The sequence below is a fragment of the Mesorhizobium sp. CAU 1741 genome (assembly GCF_039839275.1).
Lineage (GTDB): Bacteria > Pseudomonadota > Alphaproteobacteria > Rhizobiales > Rhizobiaceae > Aerobium.
Genome location: NZ_JBDOQP010000006.1, coordinates 90,305 through 111,575, shown reverse-complemented (window position 1 = coordinate 111,575; position 21,271 = coordinate 90,305). Strand labels below are relative to the sequence as shown.

Sequence of the window (21,271 nt, the reverse complement as noted above, 5' to 3'; positions counted from 1 at the left end):
GTGCGCTGCGCTGAAATCACGATGGCAAAAAGGCCGAGGTATAGACCGCAGGACTGTTAACGCTGCAAAACGCGGAGCGCGGCACAGGGGGATGGAATGCGAACGCTGCAAGACATTATTGTGCTCATCCAGTCAGCGGGCACCAAAGAACTGGCCTTTCAGCGCTTCAATGCGGCGATGGAAGCCTACGGCTATGACAGCAATGTCTATACGCTCATCACCGATCATCCCTCGATAGGCGAGCAATCGACCCATGGTCTGGTTGCGAGCTACCCGCAGGATTGGCTACGCTACTACAATGCCAATCAATTCCAGCGCGCCGATCCAGTATGGCAACGGCTGCTCCAAGGGCAAGCTCCATTTTTCTGGGGCGACATTCTGGAACAGCTTGCCTATCAGGAGGGGCTGACGACGGACCAGATCGCGCTATCCCGCCGGGTCATGGCCGAAGCCGCTGAAGCCGGTGTCGCCGACGGCATCGGCATTTCCTTTGTCAGCCCGCTTGGGGAAATCGCGGCTGTCGGTTTGTCGCGTACACGCCCCGTCAAACAGCGTCGACTTGAGGAGATGGCCGAAATCTATCTGCTGTCAGCCTTTTTCCATGAGAAGTTCATGAGCTTCTATCCGCTACAGTTGATGCCACATTTAACGCCGAGGGAGCGTGACGTGCTGAACTGGGCTGCTGAGAATATGACAGATAATGCAATCGGGGACATGCTTGGCGTCACGACGCCTACGGTACGCTTTCACTGGAAGAATATTTTTGAGAAGCTCGGCGTCAGCGGGCGCGTGTCGGCAGTAGCCAAGGCAGTCCAGTTGAGGCTCATCATCCCCGCATTTATCGGCAAGCCCTATCAAGGTCGATAGTTATGCGTTTCGCAGTGGAGCGCTAGAATCGGCATCGTCCCTTTCACGGGCCTCATAAACACATGTGGCAAATAACTATGCGCAAGGAGAAGCCATTATGAGCGGAAATGGCTACAATCAGGGTGTAAAGGATCAGGAGTCAAATAAACCGAAACCGTCGGCGCAACAGGCCGGCAGTCATGCTGCCCAGCAAAATTATCTCCGGGGACGGGGCGGGAAATAGCGCGTGGAGCACTGGGTGATTGTTCACCCAGTGCTTCTGTTCCGATCCAACTGCTCAAACGTTTTTCTGGGGCAAGAGAATGTCCGATATTGTTCAAAGGGAAAACGAATCCCTTAGAAACTTTGCTCTTCCTGATGGCTTCTCTCACATCACAGATAATGAGCTAGCAAAGAACCGGATTGTCTACGCCGTCTTGTCTTTCGTGCCGCTTGCCTTGCTGATCTATAATCCTGCGTGGCTGTACCTTCCGTTAGGTGTGTTCCTCTCCTTTGTCAGACCAGACGTGCTGACATCTGACGGTCAGCGGCTGGCCTCCCTAGCTTCTGTCGCGTTTGCGCTAATTATCGCGCACGCACTTCTCTATCGCATTTACATGGCGAGTTGCACGATTGCGCGCCCACTGGATCGAATGATCGACCTGCCGTACCTGTATCCCACTGTCTTCAATGGCGAGACCTTCCGGTTTGAAGAAAGTTCTGTCGTGGCCAGTTACGTCCAAGCAGCTAAGAATGCATTCATGAAGTGCGAACTTGAAGATCGGACCATCAAGATGTTTATCGGGCCCGCGACGATGGGCTGGATCATAACGCTTAGTACGATCGTCTATTTGGTCATTTTGACGCGTGGCATGAATATCAGGTCGTCATGATGTGCTGGCGTCGAGGTTCCACACTAATGACGGCAGCTGACTTGTTGGCCGTTGGCGACGATTCCGTCGCCTTCGGTTCCTGAGCGGTCAGGAAGGAGCAACTTCGCCATGCCCCGGTATGAGCGTGAAAGCTGTCTTCCTGGCGAAGGCATGATCGCTTACCGAATGTGCGAAAAGCCAGTCTTCACGCAGATTCAAGGGCAAAGGGCGTGGGATTAGTAGAAATGACTGCTGAGAAACAAACGCTGCCGGCAACCGTTCAGGCAGCCACCTATGATGCCGGCGACTATTCCATAAAGAGCCGACGAATGGCCATGACAGGCTTGATGAGCGTGGTTGGCCTTGCTCTGCTGGTTGCTGCGCGTACGCCACTGACCATGGAAGTGGTGCGGGCCGGTTATGAGATGGCAAGAGATATCGGACCTGGGTTTTCAGAAGGTATCCACTCGATCGCCGGCTTGGCGTTTCTGGCATTGTTCGTCTGGATAGCCCTCAAGGTCATCGTGAAGTTGGCCCAACGCATCCTGATGATACGACAGCGAGAGGACGGTATGCCTTGGACGAAGCTGGATGAGACACTTCCTGCGTATATGGAATTTCTGACCCGCCCTGACGGGAGCGGATATTTTGACTTCAAGGACGGCATGTATGCCGGTGCCGCCTTTATCGTGGTGGTCGCAGGTGCCGCCATTGGTTTGAATATCGGGTGACCCCATGAGTCATCCCGGTCACAACGACCCATGGCGCGCCCAGAAAGACTGGGGCTATCGTGTCAAATATGACACCGACAAGCAGCTTCACGAGCACCGCCAGCAGATCAAAGCCAATGCACGTGAGGCGGAACGGAGCGCAGCCTACTGGCGAAAAAGGCGCGGCAGCAAAGGTGGACGCACATCCGTCAGACGCGGCGGTGGACTGTTTTCCCTGCTCATGCTGGGTGCACTGTTTTGGGGGCTCGGTATTCTTACAGGCTATATCGGCGGGTTTTCAATCGGGAATGGATTGTTCCTGACTGCCATTGGCGGTCTCTGGCTTTGGTGGCGATTGCGCCGAAAATCCCGGTGATGGCGGATCGGTAGACGTGGGCAAGTTCATCCTGATCATCGCAGTTGTTGTTGTCGTCGTCTCGTTATTCCGGGCGGTTGCGCCTTACCTCTACGCAATTGGGCTCGGCCTCGGTGGTTTGGTGATCCTCTTCGGCTACGGCGCATCATCAGAATGGACGTGGCAGCGGCAGGAAGAGCGCACCAATGTTCGCCGGGCGCTTAGCGTCATCGGATCGATTGTCTGGCTGGTCACCATGGCCATCTGGGGGTACTTCGCTTTCAACAACTTAGGCCGCACACAAGGCGAGGTAATCGCGGCCCTTGCCATCAGCGGTGCGGGGTTGCTGGCCGTTCATGGCGCTGCCGGCGCTCTGGTCCGGTTAAGTAATTTGTTGTTTGGACGTTTCCATGGCCACGATCTCGGATCGATACACAGTGCGCAAGATCGAGAGTGGGCGCGGCTACGTCAGAAAAAGCAGGATGAGGAAGCGCAACGCCGGGCTGAAGCCTACGCAAGAGAGTGGATGAAGGCCGAGCGGGAACAGCAGGCGCAGGGACAAAGCCGTCGAAACAGCGACGAGCAAGCGAAACAGGAGCAGTGGGAACGGCAAGAGCGCGCGCAGGAAGAGCCTCGTAACAAGGCGTCAGACACTGGCGGCACAGTCGGTACGGAAAAACTCGCCCTTGAATTGTTCGAGCTATCGCACTTCTATACGCTTGAACAACTCAACAAGCGTCGCCTGGAACTGCTGAAAAAAGTCCACCCCGATCTGGGCGGCTCCAACATGATGGCTCGCATGGTCAATGAGGCCTATGAATTGCTCAAGGCCAGTGCCTGACGATGGTAGGTACAGAATGCGTTCACGCCGAAGCGGATTTCAGCGCGCGGCGTAAAGTCGTGACATCGACCTCCAGTTCGTCGGCGGCTTCTTTGTAACTCTTGGATTTTCGTTCGATCCACCCCCGCGCGGTGGCTAGCTGTTACCTTCGATAACTTGCGGGGCCGGCCCATACGCACACCACGACCGCGGGCCGCGTACATGCCGGCGATGGTGCGCTCGCGGATCGGCTCCCGTTCAAACTTCGCCCGTACGGCGAACAGGCCGAATATCATGCGTCCTTCTGAGTGGCTGGTGTCATCGGTGCGTGCCATCTTTCCATGCAGTAACCCCATACCTGAGCCGCTCTATTTTTGGCCGATGCCCACTACAGCGCGGAAGAAGCGACGATCGTCGTAGAGCGGGGCGTAACCCGGCTAGCGACATAAAGCCCGGCGCAAACGGCCTATCCCGCTGCTAACATTGCCGCCAATAAATCGCCCGGCTCAACGTCGGCGCTGTTTGGCGTTCCCCACTGGCACGTCGATGCCTTACCCGGGCGTCCACCCCTATCAACCTCGATAGTTTTCGGTGGCTCTGAACATCTCTACTGTGCAGCGAATCGTTCCCGCTCGGCTGCTAGGGAACATATCTCTGAGGAGACTATTCAGATGTTCGGATTTTCTCTCGCATTGTTCGTGGGCGGTGCGCTCATCTGGCTGGTCCTCTGGTTTGTTGTCGCTGTTGCGCTGAGTACGAGCTTGGCCTGTTTCCCGGCGGCTCGTGGTGAAGCGTGACATCGAGACACAACGTCCACAGTGACTGGATATACTACCCGTTGGTCATCTTGATCAGTGGAAGGGGAGATAATTGTCATCAATCTCCCGGCTACGACAGCGAAGCCCAGGCGCCGATAGAAACCGATGGCGGCATCATTGCTCTCGTAAACCTCGAGAGTGAGTTGTTGCTTCTCCAATGGCGCATGTTCGATCAGGGACCGTCAGACGCCTTGCCCTTGGCACTCGGGGGCGACGAAGAGGCCACCGATCCAATTAACGAGAATGCCGATAAAGCCAACGACCTCGCCAGCGACTACCGCAACCCATGTCTCGGCTTTCTCAAGGTAGACGTCGCGAACCAATTGCTGTTGCTCTGCAAGCTGCGCGGCCTTGAAGAACGGATGCGCAATTGATGAGGCGCGCAACCAGACGGCGGCGGCACTTGGCTTATCGCAAGCGACGATAGGTCGGATTACCGTCTTGGAGCTTTGCATGGTGTTCTCGTTTGAGGTGGCGAGGTGCAGGCCGCATGAATCAGGCGTTGCAATGCCATTCAACATCAAAGATGAGCGGACGTGACCTTAGCCATCGATCCCCTATGAGAACATTGTCTCCTTCACCTGCCTCAAGGCTTTTGCCGACGAAAACCGGCGTGAGTGGAAGCAGAATGCGGCACTCCAAACTTGACATCGAGGTCACCGGACAGGAAATTTCACGCTGGGTTACGACAAGGCAGTAGGAGGGAGCATTGCTCAGGAAGTTCTTCTCGTCGCAAGATGGTCGCCGGTCGGCAATCGGCGGAGCGTTTCTTTCTGCCCTGGCTGTTTTGCCTGCCTCTGGAGCCTCTGCCAACGACGAACTCTTGCGAGGAGTTATCGGTTTCGGCTCCGCGATTCTGCAGAACGAACTGAACCGACGCAGCGAACAGGGCAATGCTGCGCGCGTCCAGCCATCGGTCGGTGCACGACGCGGCGAGCCCATGCTGTCTCCAGACCAGATCTATGCGCTGCAGATGCGCCTCAATGCGCTCGGTTTCGAAACCGGCACGCCCGACGGCGGCCTGGGCTCCAACACGCGTCGCGGCATTCGTCACTGGCAGAGTTCGAAAGGTGTCGCGACCACCGGCTATCTCACGCAGGACCAGGCGTCGGAACTGCTGGCGGGTGCAGATGCGGCCGTCCAGTCGGCCGCCGGCCAGGAAAACGTGCTGCTGCCGTCCGAGGTCCAGCGCTTCCAGCAGCGCCTGAACGAACTCGGCTACGATGTCGGACGGCCAGACGGCGTGTCGGGGCCGCGCACCGGCCGGGCGATTGCCCGGTTCCTTTCGGACCGAGACCACGACCCCTACCAGATCTCACTTCGCGCCGCCTATGAACTGGCGGTCGACGGGCGCGATCCCGCGACGTGGGCCGCGGCGAGCGGTCATGCGCGGTCGATCTTCGGCGGCGAAGCGATCGATGCTTCGGCGCCGGGAGCGGCCGACTATGTCGCCGCGGTCGAGCCTATTGATCCGGCTGACTACCCGCTGACTGGTCGTGGCTCGCCGATCAATATCGATCACGAGATCGCCTTCCGGGCGCTAGCGACCATGCCGGAGCTCGCCGACAACGCTGAATTCGTCAGGAAGCTGTTCGAGAGCGAGCATCCCTCACCTATGTATTCCTCGCGCGGCGACCGTACGCCGCGCTCGCTGAAATATTGGGAAGGCACGCAGTTCGACAGGCAGGACGTGCTTGACGAATATGCGGGCGAACTCGTTTCGAAAGCTGAGACCGCGCCGCTGAAAGTCACCCTGACGGAGGAGCTCCTCCTCAATGGCGGCTATCGCGAAGGGGCTGGCTACCCGGTCCGCTTCGGCCTCGGCAATGATCTGTCTGAAGCGGAATACCGGCTCCACAACCAGCTCCTGTCCGACAACATCCTGATGATCCTGCCCAATGCGCCGGTGATCGACTTGATCCCTGCCGCAACGCCCGACGATGCGCGCCGGCTGGCCGATGCGTTGGCCGATCTCCAGAATTCCGAGCGCCTGACGCTGCGTCTGTTTCTGACGATCAACAAAGTCGGTCCCGATCGCCCGGCTGGCCGCGACGGAGATATCGCGGCCGACGCGAGGCTCGACGGTCTCGCCGTCTATGGCTATTCGCGCAGCCGCAAGGAGCAGGTCGAGCTTTACCGATGGGACGTGGCGCCTCGCCAGAGCGTTGCCCAAGGTGGTCTCGACCTGGCCGAGGCGGCCGCGTTCTTCAACCTGCCTATGGCCGATGGCAGGCTGGCGGTGCTGGAGCCCAGCCTCGACCGCGAAGAATCGCGGTCCTGGGAGCGTCTGATGCAAATGGCTCGCGTCGGCGCGCATCCCGAAATCCTCGTTTCCGATGAGGTTGCGCTGGCCTATGCCTTCCGGGCTCTGACGGAGGGTGAGAAGGCAGAGCTTGCGCAAGGCGCGGCCGTTTTCCAGTCCCACAGTGGCGGCATTGAAGTCCTGAACGAGTTCGCACGAGCGCGCTTCTACCATCGCCTGCGCGAGGACTACCTTCACCTGATCCTCGGCCGTGTCCCCAATCTTCCGTTCCCTGTGGTCGAGCTCTTCGAGGGCTTCGTCGGCGAGTATGATTTCGCGAGCCAGTCTTTCCCGCTCACAGCGCGTTCCGTGAGCAACAGTTCCACGACCGACTACATCTCCCCTATCCCCGGGGCCGGCAGCGCGCTCGCTCATTTCCCCTCCAAGCTGGATCTCGATCCGGCAAAGGCGGAGCAGCTGGTTGGCATGCTGCGGGGTCGGCGGGTGCATTTCGCGATCTATTCGCAAATGTCGTTCCAGTCCTACGATGCGAACACGGCCAGTTTCTCGCTCGAGCCGGAGCGGGTGAGCCTGTTCGTCGATCCGGGCCTCACGCAGCACATCGCCGATTTCGAGCTGGAGCCGCTGATGCGGCGCGGCCCAGCGCCGGAGGATCCTGCGATCGTGGCAGCTCGGACCGACGCCCGCTCGATCTACTCCAAGCCTGTTATCCCGCAGCATGTGCTGGCGGCGCTGTCGCGCGACTACGCATCGTCCAACAGCTTTTTCGACGCCTACGTCGACACCTCGCGCCGCTACGGCGATGCGAACGAGTTCGACCGCCATGCCGTGCGAGCCGAAGTCGAGCGCGAAGTGCTCGCATCGCTTGGAAACGAAGCCGAGGAGTTCTGGCTGGGTGGCGAGATCACACTCGGCGAGTACGATTCCGCCCACCAGGCGTTCCCAATTGTGTCCACGTCCATCATGCACATGAGCAGCACGATCGACAGCTTCACCGGAAGCGTGGAGATGGCAATCTACAATCCCGAAGCGTTGTCGACATTGCCGATGACGCCCGATGCGGCGCGCGCGCTGGTCGAGCAGTACCCGGATCGCAAGTTCATCATTCGACTGCTTGTCGAGCCGCTCGGCGCAAGCTGGGACGGCGACAATCCGCGCTACCCCGAGCTCAAGTTCGTCTATCGGCTCAAGGAAGCCTACGTCCTGAATGGCAACGAACGCGATCCGTCCTCGGTAACCGAGGTCATCGCCCGGCTGGAGGCAAAAAAGGCCCCGGACATCGTCGAGGCAGCCAACGCGAAAGATACCGGCGCCACTTGGAAGGGCTCCACCGGCCGAACCATTCTCAATCAGGACATGGTGCTCGGCCTTGCCGCGCGAAAGGCCGCAAGCCTCGACGACCGTTCGTCCAACTGGCTGCTGGCCAACAGGTTCCTCTACGAGTTCGAGGTCAAGCCGTCGCTCGCCAGCCGCTTCTACGCCGATGGCGCCCGCACGCCTGTGCGCGCGACGCGCGACCACTTCATCCAGCCGTTCCGGCAGTGGTTGGACGCGACGCCGGACGCACTGCCCGAGAAGATGACGCTTGTGTGGGAACGGGGTGATCTGCGTTCGCTGGGCGGCAGCTTGGTGGATTCTTCGCTGCTCCGATCGCAGTGCCATCATCTATCCTCATACCCGCGGCAGGACGCGATGCCCGCCGGATTCGCCAGCCCAGAAAAGTCGGAAGTGTTCGAGACGCAGGTCAACGAGATCAACAACCGCAACGAACTTGATCCGCTGATCGTGAAGCCGGCCTACCTAGAATTCCGCTATTCGTCGGCCACCAATTGCGCCGATCGTGGATTTGGCGGCCAGGCCGCAACGCTGATGCTTGACGAATTCGACCTGAGGTCCGACGAGGGACTTCCGGCAATCCAGATTGTGGTCGATAGCCTTCCCATGCCTCCGTCGAGCTCCAAGGGCAATTTGGCTGAGATCGACGTCACACTGTCCTCCGTCGAGTTCATCGACAACGGCCCTGGCATACCCCACGTGCTGGTCAAGACCAGCTTCGATGAGGTCCGTTTCCTCGAATGGAACAGGGTAGACGAGAACGCGAAGCCGACCCTGACGCACCTTGGCACAATCGGGCGCGATGACACGACCAAGGCGACCTTCGCCGAGAGGATCGGAGCGCTACCGGACATATTGGGCATCACGGCCGGCCAGACGCTGGATGAGGCTGACGCGATCCTGCGCGCGCATTTCGACAATCCGCGTGTCCTTGATACGTCTCGCGGCGCGAGCCGGCCCAACCAGTCATTCCAGGACGCCCGCATCTTTCTGCGCCAGGATGGGCTCGAATATGTCGCCTTGCTAAAGGACCCGACGCCGGGCAATGAAGACAGGATCGTCGGCGTGGCACGCCAGATGATCGCGCCTACTTCAGCGCTTTCTCCCGATGCGCTGGTGGCGTCGCTACGTTCGAAGTTTGGTCCCGAGGACCTGTTCAAGCAGCATGAGGCGTCGATGTCGTGGGGCGACAATGTCTACCGCATCGGCCGCAACAACGACAGTCGCGAGGAAACGGTGTGTGAAGTCCGCCCTGGCAACGAGATACCCACCTACTGGGCGATGGACGGGCAGGAGACAGATCACCTCGCGCAGTTCGTGCCATGGAACGACGTCCGCGATTACAGCTTCTTCATGTGGCCGCAGTTCTACAACTTCCCGACCGAGGGACTGGAAGAGTGCGGCGCCTACGCACGTGTCCATATCATACCTCGATCACAGACCGGAATGTGGATGTTCGTCGGCGACATCGGCGCCTATGCGCGTGGCCGTGCCGCGCGCGATGCGGCACCTGCGGCGACCGCCACCGAGGAGCCGAAGCTCGACATCAAGCTTTAGCAGCTGCGCTGTAGGCCGCATCCATGCAGCAATTCGAACTTCAGTAACGAATTGTCAGCACCGATCATCACAGCGAATCGTGGCGTCACACTCTTGTTGGCCCCATTGGCAGACGTCAGTAACCAGTGGGCGTTCAGACATTCCGCTCGGAAGCGGCAGTCGAAGGTTTCGATACAGGCGTCGCCGATCGACTTCCCTGGCCGACTGAAGTCGTACCAGGTCGGATCGGCGCAGCGCACCTGCAAAACTGCAAGTGAAACTGGCGATCGTTGGCTGTGATCGGCGCTGGCCTATTCGAGACACTCACCTACCCCTCCGCGAAATCTAGAGCGGTTCAGCGCTTGATTGAATCGCGAGGGATTCCGGTTTTGTTGATTTCGCGATCCAAGATGTTGGCGGGAAAGGAGGCCAGCATCTGATGACAGCAGCTCTATCCATTGATCTTCGTCAGCGTGTGGTCGGTGCGATTAAAGGCGGCGAGAGCTGCCGGTCGGCGGCCGCCCGCTTCGGCGTTGCTGTATCGTCGGTAGTGAAGTGGCACCAGCGCTACCGGGCGACCGGCTCGGTGGCGCCGGGCAAGATGGGAGGCATCTCAAGCGCGTTCTCGAACCGCACCGTGCGTTCATCTTGGAGCGCATCAACCAGACATCGCATATGACGCTGCATGGCCTGAAGGTTGTACTGGCGGCGCGCGGAGTGGAGGTGTCGCACGACACGGCGTGGAAGTTCCTGCGCCGCGAGGGGCTGTGGTTCAAAAACGCTGTTTGCCCTTGAGCAGGCCCGCGCCGACATCGCGCGGCGGCGAGGCGCTGGCGGTCCTTTCAGGCGGATCTCGATCCACGACGGCTGGTGTTCACTGCGGTCGTGTCTCAAGCCGCATGGCTTTGATGGCGAGGTTGACGTCAACGAGATACACGTCAGGCAAGCCTGTCTGATCGAAACGACTGGCAACCAAGGCCGGATTTCGCGCGCCATACTATACACAACGTTTCCCATGAGCCCGCGCCCGCCACTTTGTACCACCACACCAGTGAGGCCGCGTTCGCCGGCATTGTCTCGTCGAACGAGCTGCGTCTCGACCCCAGCCGACACGCAACACCTCCTCCAGTGCGAGATGACCATGCCGCTCCATCGCCAGAATCAGCAGCTTGATGACAGGCTCCAGCCGCTTGCCGCAGGTTCGGTCAGTCGCTTCCCATAGTAGAACCAGAGCCTCTCGCACAGCCTCGTCATAAATTCGCCGTCCGGGAGGTGACCGGGAGCGCTCCACCACATGTTCACGCCGTAGGAGCCGTTAAGCATGCTTGCGGTGATAGCCAGATATCTCAGCAAACTCCGTGAACCGCAGCTACGTCGTTGCGAACCGAGCTTGTCGTGTCGACATGCGACATCAGCACGACCTTGATCCCGCCATCGGCCTTGGACGCAAGGGTTGTGGCCACCGCTTCCGGATCGGCCGGGCACTGCTTGGCGAAACCCAGGCGCTGCACGGTCACCCCGAGAGCCTCAACCGTCTGCGCCAGCTTCTCCGAACCTGCGCGTGACCAGAGCGAGCGTGATCGCCGGGACTGAACAGGTTCGTGTTCGCCGCTTCCCAGGCACCGTGCCCGTTGGCGATATAGATTTCGACGTAGTGCTTCGTACGCGCGAGCTTTTCAGGTCTTCGTAAATGCCGGCCATGCGCGTCTTTTGATCTGCTTTGGCGCTGTTCTAGTTAGGCGCTTGCGTTTGTGAGCAGCGTGTTGCGCGCGGCGCGGAAGGCGTCCTGCAGCGCCTCGTGGTTATCGAGGCCGTCAAGGGCGTAGCTGTTGAGAAACTGGCGCCCGGCGAACAAATTGCTGTCGACGGGGCTGAGGTCTGCTTCGTCGCAGACCTCTCGCCAGTGTTCGGCGATGGTCTTGATTTGGTGTTCGATCAGCGCGACGGCTTCAGCTTCTTTGAGGTGATAGTCCGGCCTAGCGGCGAGCAGAGTGGTGAGCGTGCTCGCACGGCCATCGCCCTTGATGAGCATGGCTTGCGTGGCATTACTGCCTGTGCGGCCTTGCGGGCAGATGTCGTAGGCAGGCGTGAGCGTCAGCATCCGGCCATCCCAGAAGGCGGCATGGTTGCGGGCATGGTCGTCGGTATTGCCGCACAGCACGTTGAAGCAGATCCGCCCGTAGAGTTCCTTGAGCGTGCCCTTCGGGTCAGTGAAGCGGTGGCGGATGAGTTCGGCGAGGTCTTCGTAAGAGGCGTAACGGGCCATCATCTCATCGAGCCCGAGCATGGTCAGGGCCGAGACCATGGCGCGGCGCGTCCAGCCATCCTTTGTGTGCGTGCGATCGAAGCGCTCGATCAGCAGCACATCCTTATGGGCAGCACGGGTCATCGATACGGGCGCGGCGTTGAGTCCGCAGGCGGCTGCCAGCTTCATCGCGATGAATTCGGCCTTCACGACGCTGTAGGTGTCGTTGGCTGCCGAGAATTTGGCGATGAATTTCTTCGTGCCGTTGTCGATGAGCGCCTTCGGGCGAGCGCCGCCGATCGACGTACCGTGATTGAGGGCCTGGTCGAGTGCCGGGGTCAGGGGGACGCCCTTTTCGACGAAGGTGGCCGCTTCCATGAGCTCGTCAAGCGAAGCCTGTGCGGCGAGGCGGGGGATATACTCTGTGGCCGATGCCTGGAAATCGAGGGCGCCAATCCGGTCGGAGCCCGATTGGAGCAGGAAGGTTAGCTCGCTGATTTCCGGCACGCCGGCAGCGTCGGGCTTTTTACCCGTCAGCCTGTTGATGATGACACGGCGGCCCCAGGCGTCCGGCGAGCCGTCGCGGATGCAGCCTGCCATGGTGAGGCCGTTGATGGGCGCAATGACACCTTCTTGGAGTGGGAGTTCAGGCTCGTATATTGGAATTGCACTCTTACGGCGGCGGTAGCTGGCGCCGTAGGTATAAAGCAGGCGCTCGCCATCCGGATCGAGGCGGCCGGCCACCACCGGTTCCGTCGCCCCCGGCAGCCAGATCCAGACAAAGGCTTCGCTAGCGTCCGCCTTAGAAGTCATCATCGACCGCCTTCACGGCGTGGCGGACGCTCTTCGGCAGCAGCGTCAGTTTTTCGTCGAGACGGGCGCTGTGGATCTGGAGCGTGCCCTCGTCATAGTCGAACAGGCGCACGCCGACGAGAGAGGCAACCTCAAAGACGATGCCGATCTCAGGGCCCGGCGCGCCTTTTTCGATGCTGGACAGGGTGGTGCGGCTGATGCCGGCGCGGTCCGCCAGTTCTTGCGCGGTCAGGCCGCGCTCGGCCCGGCCGACGCGGATCAGCTTGCCGAGCATGGCGAGCGCCTGATGCGTGACTCTAGAGTAGCTTCTTTGACGGGGCACAGCCATTACCTGTATGTTCATTTTGATGGACATGAGGCCTTCTCATGTCCATAATTTTGTACATTGTGCCATGGGGCTGAGTGATAGTCAAGTCTTGTTCATTTGATTGGTCATAAAGGTAGTTCGTGGCCAGCATTTCGTACAAAGCAAATAAGAGCCTGGCCACGGCAATGCGACAAAGTGAAGGGGCGGTTTGGCTGTTATGAAGGTTGGATATACGGAGTTCTCTTTGGCTACGCGTTCACGGAAAATCTAATCCGCGGTTCGGCCACGGCCGCCATCGGCGCGCCGGTCTTTCCCAGCCTCGTGCAGGAGGCGACGCCGGGCTATGACGTGTAGATCGGCTTCCACGCGGTTCTGCTCTTCTTCAGTACACGCTCCCGGAACGAATGACCCGTGCCAGCGCCTTTGAGCTCGCGGGCGGCCTATGTCCCGGTCTGACGCTTGAGTTCTCCAGGATCGCGCTCAACAGCGCGGGACTTTATTTCAGGGCGGAATAGTTCATCGTCACCAGCATCATTGCTGCACCTATCTTCTGCATGCCTATTAGCTGCAGCGACAAGGCCGGCGAGAATCAAACCTCGCAGCAATGGAGCGCCGTAGCGTCCTGGCATTGTGGTTGCTCTATCTGGAGTAGCCCGCATTGTTGGCAACAATTTTGACAAAATTTGCCATTGATGACATTCTGGATAAAAGGAGAGTGCCAATGGCGACGATGAACGTGTCCCTTCCAGACCCCATGAAAATCTGGGTCGAGAACCAGGCGGCAAGCGGTCGCTACAGCAATGCTAGCGATTATGTGCGCGAGTTGATTCGTAAGGACCAGGAACGTCAGGCAGCGATAGAGGCCTTGCAGGCGGCAATTACCGCCGGCGTGGAAGGCGGAACGGCGAAACGCTTCGACGCCACGGCGTTCAAACTGAGGATGCGTGAGCGTCACATTGTTCGCTAAACTGACCGAATTCCGGCTCTATCCGGCGGCGGCGGACGATCTTGACGACATCTGGCGCTACAGCGCCGAAAGCTGGTCCGTCGAACAGGCCGACCGCTTTATCGACGATCTTGTTCGAACCTTCGAACTGCTTGTCTCCGTTCCCGAAATCGCCGGTGAGAGGAAGGAATTCGATCCGCCTGTGCGCATCCACGTCCATGGGCTGCATCTGATCGTCTACGTCATTGCCGGTGACCATATCAGTATCCTGCGCGTTCTCGGGGGCCGGCAAGATTGGCGACAGATCCTCGACGCGCTCGACTAGGTCGTGACAGATCCGGTAAGCCAGTTGTGGGAAAGTCCGGCAGCTCATGCGATGGGCATTCGGCTTTCTCTCAGATGCGATTCTAGCGCAATCAGTCGCCCGTCCTGTAGCCGATTGAGTCCTGGAGCCGGCTGCTCACCCGATCGTTTGCTCAGCTAGGTAACAACATCGCTCACGGCAGCAAGGGGAACCCGCCGCGCCCATTCACGCACGGGCGGGCGCAACTTTTTCTGAGCGCAGGCCATGCTCTGATGACCTTCCTGACGGAAGGGCTTTTCCCCGGGCACTACTGGGATGAGCCGCTGAACTATTCTTAGCTAAGAGTCTATCGCATCGTGGACATCGGCACCGACACAGAGAGCGGGCACGATGCCCACCGCGGCCGTTTTGCAAAGGGCCGCTTTGACGCCGTACCTGCCCGCAACCTGTCTGTCCCCTCCCGTGAAGATCCTATGGGGATGGAAGGCGACCAGCGCTCTGCCAGAGTGAAGTTGCCAAACATCGCCTGGAGGTCAGCATGCACGCCAACACCACCAAGGCCCCGGCAGCTACCCTCGTCGCCTGCACGACGCTCATCGAACCTTCAATGTGGTTGCAATACTGCCCGCGAGGCGGCCTGCAACTATTGGACCGCAGCAACCGCCTGTACCACAGACGATGACGGCCCCGTCAAGGAGGCCTTCGAATAGCAATATGCTATGGAATGCGAAAGGAAAATTTCTTTATCGGCCCTCTACGTTTCCCTATCATCCGTCTCGCATCCAATGAGAGATGCACACAATAAATGGGGAACACATGTCATCTGGTGAGGGCGAAGGCCGTAGCGGCATCACCGATGAAAATCGGCTATCCAACGCTAGTCCCGCGACGTGTCGCTGGCCCGCCGGCTTTCGAACGTATCCCCGATCATTCGCAAGGATATGACGCATGCAAACAGAGTCCTTCTTTTCACTCAGTCGAGCTTGCTTGCTCGCCCTCGGCGCGCTTTTGATCGCCCCTTCTTCAAGCCAAGCCCAGCCTGAGACGCTGCGGGTCGTCATGCAGACGGGACTTCGCCTCATGGACCCCATCATGACCACTGCCTACATCAGTCGGGATCATGGATACATGATTTACGACACTCTTCTGGGGCTGGATTCGCATTTTGAAGTCCGTCCGCAGATGGCGGACTGGACGGTATCGGAAGACGGGCTCGTCTACACATTTACCTTGCGTGATGGTCTGCAATGGAATGACGGGGCGCCGGTCACCTCCGAAGACTGCATTGCCTCGATCCGCCGATGGGCGGAGGTTGACGGAACTGGTGGTGCGTTGATGACCCTCGTCAAAGAGATTAAGCCGTTGGACGAGAGAAGCTTTGAGATCGCGCTCTCGCAGCCGACAGAACTCGTGCTCGAAGGGCTCTCGAAACTCGGCGCGCGACCGCTATTCATCATGCCAAAGCGTGTGGCCGAGACCCCTGCGTCGCAGGGGATTACCGATTACACCGGCTCTGGACCGTACCGCTTCCTCCAGGACGAGTTCCAACCAGGTATCAGGGCGGTCTACGAGAAGAACCCTGATTACATCCCACGTGACGAACCTGCGGATTGGACCGCCGGCGGCAAGGTTGTAAATGTCGAGCGCGTCGAATGGGTGACGATGCCCGACCAGATGACGGCGGTGAATGCTCTGGCAAATGGCGAGGTCGACTATATCCAGCAGCTGCCCTTCGACTTGATACCGTTGCTGGATGCCAATCCGGATGTAACCGTAAAGGTGCTGGACACTCTCGGCTCATGGACGTTCTTCTCGCTGAACCCAAGGCAGCGGCCGTTCAACAACAAGTTGCTGAGGCAAGCCGCGCTGGCGGCTGTCTCACAGCAGGACATCCTTGACGCAATGGTGGGCAACCCGGCGTATTACCAGCCTTGCGCCGCGATTATGGGGTGCGGGACGGTGAACGGCGACGAGACCGGCAAGGAGTGGATCGTCGATAGCGACAAGGACAGGGCCAGGGCCTTGATGGAGGAAGGCGGTTATAACGACGAACCCGTCGTCATACTCCAGCCCACCGATGTCGCGCTATTTTCCACGCAACCGATCGTCATCGGTGAGGCCCTGCGAGAGGTCGGCTTCAACGTTCAGATGAAGACCATGGACTGGCAGTCGGCCATTAGTAATCTGACCAACGACAAAAGCCCGGCTGAAGGTGGCTGGAACATCTTCATTACCGGAGCGAGTATGGCAATAGCCAAGGATCCCTTTGGCAATTCGATGCTGGCAACGGACGGACTTGCTGTGACGCGGCCCGATATACCCGCGATGCTTGATCTGCGCATGCAGTATGCCAAGGCTCCAGATGCCGCCGCCCGCGGACAAATCGCTGTCGAGATCCAGAAGATGGCCATGGACGAGGTTGCCGCAGGTCCGCTAGGCCAGTTCCAGGTTCCGGCAGCCTTCAGCAACGAATGGACTGGCTTCATGGAAGCGCCGGTGACGGTCTTCTGGAATGTCAGCCGAGCTGCAGACTAGCATAAGCTCAATAAGCGGGATCCGTTCTCAAACGAATCCGATTTTCACACATTCGCAGGGGGTCGTCATGCGTCGCACAGACGCATGACGACTGAGAAAGTCTAAAGCACATGCTGACCTACGTGCTCAGGCGTATTGGGGCCGCATTGCCGGTCATGGCATTTGTAGCGATCATCGTCTTCTCCGCCTTGCGGCTGACGCCCAACGATCCGGCCACGATAATGGCAGGCGAGGACGCCACGGCGGCGCAGCTAGAAGCTATACGGGTCAGCATGGGGCTGGATCAGTCGATCATGGTCCAACTTGGCACTTGGCTACAGCAACTTGCGAGTGGAAATCTTGGCGTCTCACTCATCTCCAACGCCCCGGTTCTTGATCTGATCGCAGACAGGATTGGGCCGACGGTCGCCCTTGCAACCAGCACGTTCTTTCTGACCATCCTGGTGGCAATCCCTCTCGGAATCGTAGCAGCCCGCAGGCCGGGCTACCTGCTCGACAGGATGGTGATGGGCTTCTCGACCCTGGGGCTCTCGCTTCCGGTTTTCGTCATAGGCTATCTTCTGATCTATGTCTTCGCCGTATATTTTCGATGGCTGCCGGTGCAGGGATATGAGCCGCTTTCGAGCGGCGTTTGGGCGCATGCACAGCGGCTGATAATGCCGTCCCTTGCTTTGAGCGGTGCATATATCGCTCTCGTCGCGCGCATGACGCGCAGCAGCATCATCGAGGTCAAGGGCGAAGATTTTATTCGCACCGCCCGGGCCAAGGGCGCGTCGGAAACCTCGATCCTAATCCGCCATGCTTTGCGCAACGCCGCCATTCCCATTGTGACGGTGATTGGGGCGGGTATTGCGTCGTTGATCACTGGCGTTGTTGTCACCGAATCGGTGTTCAATCTGCCTGGGCTGGGGAGGCTGGTCGTGGAGGCTGTGCTTGCGCGGGACTACCCTGTCATCCAGGCGCTCATGCTGCTGTTTTCCTTCGTCTATATCCTTGTCAATCTGATCGTCGACATCCTCTACACCGTCTTCGATCCCCGGATCAGATACTGAGCTGCCAGATGTCGCCATTACCAGTGTCGGGCTCGACGCATGATGAAGAAGCCGTTTCGCCAGGGCGGGCACGCAACTTTGGCGCCGCCTTCGCCAGCATTCCGGCTTGTCTGGCGGCCGTCGTGATGGTGTGCGTGGTGGCGATGGCGCTTCTTGCTCCGTTAATCTCCCCTCACAGCCCCACCGCGATAGCGCCGGCGCAACGCCTGATGGAGCCCACGGCGGAGCATATGCTGGGAACCGACGCACTGGGCCGCGATACCTTTTCACGCATCGTCTACGGGTCACGCCTTTCGCTCACAGTTGGTGCAGGAGTGACCTTCTTCAGCGTCGCTCTGGGACTGCTCATCGGTGTCTTTGCCGGGTACTTTCGTGCCTTCGACATGGTTGTCATGCGAGTGATGGATGGTCTGATGGCTATTCCCGGTATTCTCCTGGCAATTGCGTTGATCGCGCTGACCGGCGCATCGCTGACAACCGTGCTCGTGGCCATTATCGTTCCTGAGGTGCCCCGTGTCGTCAGGCTCGTGCGAGGGGTCATTCTTAATGTTCGCTCGGAGGCATATGTCGAGGCCGCCGTTACCTTGGGGAGTCCCGTAGGACGTATCCTGTGGCGCCATCTGATACCGAGCACCGTGGCGCCCCTTACGGTCCAGGCCACGTTCGTCTTCGCGTCCGCTATTCTAACGGAGTCGACGTTGAGTTTCCTCGGCGCCGGTCTACCGAGCGAAATACCCTCCTGGGGAAACATGATGGCGGACGGGCGAATGTATTTTCAGCTTAAGCCGGGCCTCATCCTTCTTCCTGGTTTCGCGCTCGCAATAACACTTCTCAGCGTCAATATCCTCGGCGACGTTCTTCGCGACCGGCTCGATCCCAAAATGGAAAAACGGACATGACCGCTGTGGAGAAGGGCGAACCGACTTCTACGGTTCTCCAGATCAAAGGCTTGTGCGTGGCGCTGGCCGGCCATCGGGGCAAGCAGTTGCTTCGCGACGTCGATCTCGAAGTGAAAGCCGGCGAGATCACCTGTGTGGTTGGCGAATCTGGTTCCGGCAAGTCGTTGACTGCTTATTCGGTCATGGGCCTGTTGGATCGGGAAAGCCTTCAGAACACGGCGGGGGAGATATTGCTCGAGGGCGAAAATGTCCTAACCGCGACCCCACGAAGGCTGCGCGAGCTGCGTGCGACCCGCATGTCGCTCATATTCCAGGAACCGATGACTGCGCTGAATCCAGTCGAGCGCATCGGGGCGCAGATCGAGGAGGTGCTGGAGATTCATTGCAGTGACGATGCCCGCGAGCGGCGTCGTCGAATTCTGGCTATGCTCGAAGCGGTCCATCTGCCTGATCCGCAGCGGATTTTCGATTCCTATCCGCATCAGCTCTCCGGTGGCCAGCGACAGCGCGTCGTTATCTGCATGGCGCTGATCCTTAATCCGAAACTGCTCATAGCTGACGAGCCGACGACTGCGCTGGACGTAAGTACCCAAAAGCAAATCCTCGCACTGATCCGCGAACTCCAGCAAAAGTTCAACACCGCCGTCTTGTTCATCACACACGATTTCGGCGTGGTCGTCGACATAGCTGACAAGGTTGTCGTCATGAACGATGGCGCGGTGGTGGAAACAGGATCGCGCGATGCCATCCTTTGCACTCCTCGCGATGCCTATACGCGCATGCTAGTATCCGCTGTGCCCAGCCTGGTGCCGCAATCACGCGACGAGGTCACCGGCGATGTCGTCCTCTCCATCGAGGGGCTTTCGAAGACGTTCGTGCGGCGCCGCCTTCTGCGGCCCGCCACGGTCGTCGAAGCAGCTGTCGATTGTGACCTGACGCTACGCCGAGGTGAAATCCTTGGAGTGGTTGGGCAGTCTGGATCTGGAAAATCGACTCTCGCAAGATGCATCATCGGCCTGGAGACGCCGAGCGCCGGACGAATCATTTTGTCAGGGGAGGAGCTCTTGAGCCCCCGGGGCAAGGCTTTTCGCGAGCGGTTCAGACGCATCCAGATGGTGTTCCAGGATCCCTACCGCTCGCTTAATCCTCGTGTTCGCGTAGGCGAATCCATCATCGAGGGGCCCACCAATTTCGGTGTACCGCGATCCACTGCGCTGCAGCGCGCCGAAGAGCTGATGGATCTGGTTGACATGCCGATTACCGCTCTAGCCCGCTTTCCACACCAGTTCTCGGGCGGACAGCGCCAGCGCATCTGCATCGCACGAGCGCTTATGATGAAGCCTGAGGTTCTGGTCGCGGATGAAGCCGTTTCCGCCCTCGATGTTTCCGTTCAGGCAAGGATACTTAAACTTCTCGATACCATTCGGATCGAGACAGGTGTCGGGCTGCTGTTTATCACGCACGATCTTCGCGTCGCTGCCGAAATCTGCGATCGCGTGATTGTCATGAACAAGGGGAGGGTCGTCGAGCATGGCTCCGCGGAATCTGTGCTGGTCCAGCCCCGTGATCCTTACACCCGCGCGCTTATCGAAGCCGCTCCGGGCCGTGGCTGGGACTTTCGCAATTTCCGACCGCTTTAGGTTTCACGCCTCCTCGTTCTGAAGCGCCTGCTTCATGCTTCGGAAGAAATGCCATCCCACCGTCCCGTTACGGACCCGAGTGCTTGACAGCATATTTACATCGAACGTCAGGGCAGGTCTTATCGGTACGATCCGCATTCCCGAAACCATAACGGAACGCGCCGTAAAGATGTCGACGATGGTCATGCGGTTGAACTGCTTGGCCAGAAACGGCAGAACGTCGAGCGAATGGCTGACTATCCGTTCATCTGAAACGATGCCGTGACTTGCAAGAGCTTCATTTACAATGTGCCCGACGGCCCCACGTGGCGACATGTTGATCATTGAGATGCCGGGATCGAGCTTGGCGAGCTCCAATACATTGCCTTGAGCGTAAGACGACTCCTCGGGCACGAGCGCCACCAGTCTGCCGCGTCCGACATTGGTCGAATGAAGATCTCGGGTGTCGACAGCGCCAGAGACGAAGCCAAGATCCACACGACCCTCGTGGATGAGCGCCACCTGCTGCTCGGCGAGGCCGATAGTGATCTTCAGGTTCAGGTCCGGAAACCGTGCTAGGACGCGCTCGGCCGCGTATGCGACATGCTCCCGGCCGTAAAGGCTGACGGTGGCGATCGAAAGCTGCTTACCCATCCCCAGCGCCATGGATTCCACATGCCGCTCAAGCCGGGAGATGCCGTGGTTGAGGATACGGCTTTCTTCGTACAGCGAATGTGCTTCCTGCGTCGGATGAAGCTTACCCTGCCGGCGTTCGAAAAGGACGACCTTGAGAGCCGCCTCGAAATCTTGGAGATGCCGGCTGGCGGTAGGCTGCGAAATGCCTAAGTGCCGCGCCGCGACGTTGATCGAGCCGTGTTTGTAGATCGCGCAAAAGACCTGCACGCGCTGGAGCGTCAATCTTCTCATAAGCTCGCTTGTATAGAATAATGCTATAAGATCGCAAAGCATATTCTGTTATCCGGCTTGCCCATCCGG

18 protein-coding genes and 2 pseudogenes are annotated in these 21,271 nt (G+C 59.1%); 13 read left to right on the top strand and 7 right to left on the bottom strand.

All coding sequences use genetic code 11. From position 1 onward, the window contains the following. Positions 1-96: 96 nt before the first annotated feature. The 5 genes from AAFN84_RS21430 (at position 97) to AAFN84_RS21410 (ending at position 3,624) form a co-directional block, all read left to right on the top strand. A complete protein-coding gene (locus AAFN84_RS21430; RefSeq protein WP_347516742.1) occupies positions 97-867 on the top strand; it encodes a LuxR family transcriptional regulator in 771 nt (256 codons plus the stop codon). Between the two features lie 302 nt (positions 868-1,169). Beyond that, complete coding sequence (locus AAFN84_RS21425; protein WP_347516741.1) at positions 1,170-1,739, top strand: hypothetical protein; 570 nt, start codon at positions 1,170-1,172, stop codon at positions 1,737-1,739. 224 nt (positions 1,740-1,963) lie between these two features. After that, entirely contained in the window at positions 1,964-2,449 is a 486-nt protein-coding gene (locus AAFN84_RS21420; protein ID WP_347516740.1) for a hypothetical protein, read from the top strand. A 4-nt stretch (positions 2,450-2,453) separates the two neighbouring features. Continuing rightward, positions 2,454-2,804 carry a hypothetical protein gene (locus tag AAFN84_RS21415; RefSeq protein ID WP_347516739.1) on the top strand — a complete coding sequence of 117 codons (351 nt, stop codon included), beginning with the start codon at positions 2,454-2,456 and terminating at the stop codon, positions 2,802-2,804. Between the two features lie 16 nt (positions 2,805-2,820). Further along, complete coding sequence (locus AAFN84_RS21410) at positions 2,821-3,624, top strand: hypothetical protein (RefSeq protein ID WP_347516738.1); 804 nt, start codon at positions 2,821-2,823, stop codon at positions 3,622-3,624. Here AAFN84_RS21410 and AAFN84_RS21405 read toward each other — a convergent pair. Both AAFN84_RS21405 and AAFN84_RS21400 read right to left on the bottom strand, forming a co-directional pair. Continuing rightward, the gene (locus AAFN84_RS21405) at positions 3,597-3,938 is read right to left on the bottom strand and encodes a recombinase family protein (protein ID WP_347516737.1); all 342 of its coding nucleotides are present in this window, start codon (positions 3,936-3,938) and stop codon (positions 3,597-3,599) included. The genes AAFN84_RS21410 and AAFN84_RS21405 overlap by 28 nt on opposite strands. Positions 3,939-4,603: 665 nt before the next feature. Further along, positions 4,604-4,876 (bottom strand): GNAT family N-acetyltransferase, encoded by a 273-nt coding sequence (locus tag AAFN84_RS21400; protein WP_347516736.1) that lies wholly within the window; start codon positions 4,874-4,876, stop codon positions 4,604-4,606. 254 nt (positions 4,877-5,130) lie between these two features. Here AAFN84_RS21400 and AAFN84_RS21395 point away from each other — a divergent pair, with 254 nt between their 5' ends. Beyond that, complete coding sequence (locus AAFN84_RS21395) at positions 5,131-9,576, top strand: DUF4852 domain-containing protein (RefSeq protein WP_347516735.1); 4,446 nt, start codon at positions 5,131-5,133, stop codon at positions 9,574-9,576. Positions 9,577-9,994: 418 nt separating this feature from the next. Beyond that, positions 9,995-10,431, top strand: a pseudogene (locus tag AAFN84_RS21390) (transposase); the annotation flags it as partial. Between the two features lie 250 nt (positions 10,432-10,681). Here the strand turns inward: AAFN84_RS21390 and AAFN84_RS21385 are convergent. From AAFN84_RS21385 to AAFN84_RS21370, 4 genes and pseudogenes are all read right to left on the bottom strand, one after another. Continuing rightward, a pseudogene (locus AAFN84_RS21385) lies at positions 10,682-10,912 on the bottom strand (transposase); the annotation flags it as partial. Further along, entirely contained in the window at positions 10,902-11,072 is a 171-nt protein-coding gene (locus AAFN84_RS21380; protein WP_347516734.1) for a hypothetical protein, read from the bottom strand. The pseudogene AAFN84_RS21385 and the gene AAFN84_RS21380, both read right to left, overlap by 11 nt. A gap of 218 nt (positions 11,073-11,290) precedes the next feature. Continuing rightward, positions 11,291-12,613 (bottom strand): HipA domain-containing protein, encoded by a 1,323-nt coding sequence (locus AAFN84_RS21375; RefSeq protein ID WP_347516932.1) that lies wholly within the window; start codon positions 12,611-12,613, stop codon positions 11,291-11,293. After that, a complete protein-coding gene (locus tag AAFN84_RS21370; protein WP_347516931.1) occupies positions 12,603-12,887 on the bottom strand; it encodes a helix-turn-helix domain-containing protein in 285 nt (94 codons plus the stop codon). The genes AAFN84_RS21375 and AAFN84_RS21370 overlap by 11 nt, the downstream gene beginning before the upstream one ends. Positions 12,888-13,641: 754 nt before the next feature. Here AAFN84_RS21370 and AAFN84_RS21365 point away from each other — a divergent pair. The 6 genes from AAFN84_RS21365 (at position 13,642) to AAFN84_RS21340 (ending at position 20,296) form a co-directional block, all read left to right on the top strand. Beyond that, positions 13,642-13,887 carry a type II toxin-antitoxin system ParD family antitoxin gene (locus tag AAFN84_RS21365; protein ID WP_347516733.1) on the top strand — a complete coding sequence of 82 codons (246 nt, stop codon included), beginning with the start codon at positions 13,642-13,644 and terminating at the stop codon, positions 13,885-13,887. Beyond that, a complete protein-coding gene (locus AAFN84_RS21360; protein WP_347516732.1) occupies positions 13,865-14,191 on the top strand; it encodes a type II toxin-antitoxin system RelE/ParE family toxin in 327 nt (108 codons plus the stop codon). Before AAFN84_RS21365 ends, AAFN84_RS21360 begins: the two co-directional genes overlap by 23 nt. 927 nt (positions 14,192-15,118) lie before the next feature. After that, the gene (locus AAFN84_RS21355; RefSeq protein ID WP_347516731.1) at positions 15,119-16,705 is read left to right on the top strand and encodes an ABC transporter substrate-binding protein; all 1,587 of its coding nucleotides are present in this window, start codon (positions 15,119-15,121) and stop codon (positions 16,703-16,705) included. A 110-nt stretch (positions 16,706-16,815) separates the two neighbouring features. After that, the gene (locus tag AAFN84_RS21350) at positions 16,816-17,757 is read left to right on the top strand and encodes an ABC transporter permease (protein WP_347516730.1); all 942 of its coding nucleotides are present in this window, start codon (positions 16,816-16,818) and stop codon (positions 17,755-17,757) included. 8 nt (positions 17,758-17,765) lie between these two features. After that, positions 17,766-18,656 carry an ABC transporter permease gene (locus tag AAFN84_RS21345; protein WP_347516729.1) on the top strand — a complete coding sequence of 297 codons (891 nt, stop codon included), beginning with the start codon at positions 17,766-17,768 and terminating at the stop codon, positions 18,654-18,656. Continuing rightward, positions 18,653-20,296 carry an ABC transporter ATP-binding protein gene (locus AAFN84_RS21340; protein ID WP_347516728.1) on the top strand — a complete coding sequence of 548 codons (1,644 nt, stop codon included), beginning with the start codon at positions 18,653-18,655 and terminating at the stop codon, positions 20,294-20,296. Before AAFN84_RS21345 ends, AAFN84_RS21340 begins: the two co-directional genes overlap by 4 nt. A 3-nt stretch (positions 20,297-20,299) precedes the next feature. On the opposite strand, the gene AAFN84_RS21335 is transcribed toward AAFN84_RS21340, so the two are convergent. Beyond that, positions 20,300-21,193: a LysR family transcriptional regulator gene (locus AAFN84_RS21335; RefSeq protein WP_347516727.1), complete on the bottom strand. Its 894-nt coding sequence runs from the start codon at positions 21,191-21,193 to the stop codon at positions 20,300-20,302. Between the last annotated feature and the right edge of the window lie 78 nt (positions 21,194-21,271).

Excerpts from the sequence above, each read along its gene's own strand:
- AAFN84_RS21400 (WP_347516736.1), bottom strand. The coding sequence starts at position 4,876 with ATGCAAAGCTCCAAGACGGTAATCCGACCTATCGTCGCTTGCGATAAG.
- AAFN84_RS21355 (WP_347516731.1), top strand. The coding sequence starts at position 15,119 with ATGCAAACAGAGTCCTTCTTTTCACTCAGTCGAGCTTGCTTGCTCGCC.
- AAFN84_RS21340 (WP_347516728.1), top strand. The coding sequence starts at position 18,653 with ATGACCGCTGTGGAGAAGGGCGAACCGACTTCTACGGTTCTCCAGATC.
- AAFN84_RS21370 (WP_347516931.1), bottom strand. The coding sequence starts at position 12,887 with ATGCTCGGCAAGCTGATCCGCGTCGGCCGGGCCGAGCGCGGCCTGACC.
- AAFN84_RS21345 (WP_347516729.1), top strand. The coding sequence starts at position 17,766 with ATGTCGCCATTACCAGTGTCGGGCTCGACGCATGATGAAGAAGCCGTT.
- AAFN84_RS21405 (WP_347516737.1), bottom strand. The coding sequence starts at position 3,938 with ATGGCACGCACCGATGACACCAGCCACTCAGAAGGACGCATGATATTC.
- AAFN84_RS21430 (WP_347516742.1), top strand. The coding sequence starts at position 97 with ATGCGAACGCTGCAAGACATTATTGTGCTCATCCAGTCAGCGGGCACC.
- AAFN84_RS21365 (WP_347516733.1), top strand. The coding sequence starts at position 13,642 with ATGGCGACGATGAACGTGTCCCTTCCAGACCCCATGAAAATCTGGGTC.
- AAFN84_RS21350 (WP_347516730.1), top strand. The coding sequence starts at position 16,816 with ATGCTGACCTACGTGCTCAGGCGTATTGGGGCCGCATTGCCGGTCATG.
- AAFN84_RS21375 (WP_347516932.1), bottom strand. The coding sequence starts at position 12,613 with ATGACTTCTAAGGCGGACGCTAGCGAAGCCTTTGTCTGGATCTGGCTG.
- AAFN84_RS21425 (WP_347516741.1), top strand. The coding sequence starts at position 1,170 with ATGTCCGATATTGTTCAAAGGGAAAACGAATCCCTTAGAAACTTTGCT.
- AAFN84_RS21420 (WP_347516740.1), top strand. The coding sequence starts at position 1,964 with ATGACTGCTGAGAAACAAACGCTGCCGGCAACCGTTCAGGCAGCCACC.
- AAFN84_RS21415 (WP_347516739.1), top strand. The coding sequence starts at position 2,454 with ATGAGTCATCCCGGTCACAACGACCCATGGCGCGCCCAGAAAGACTGG.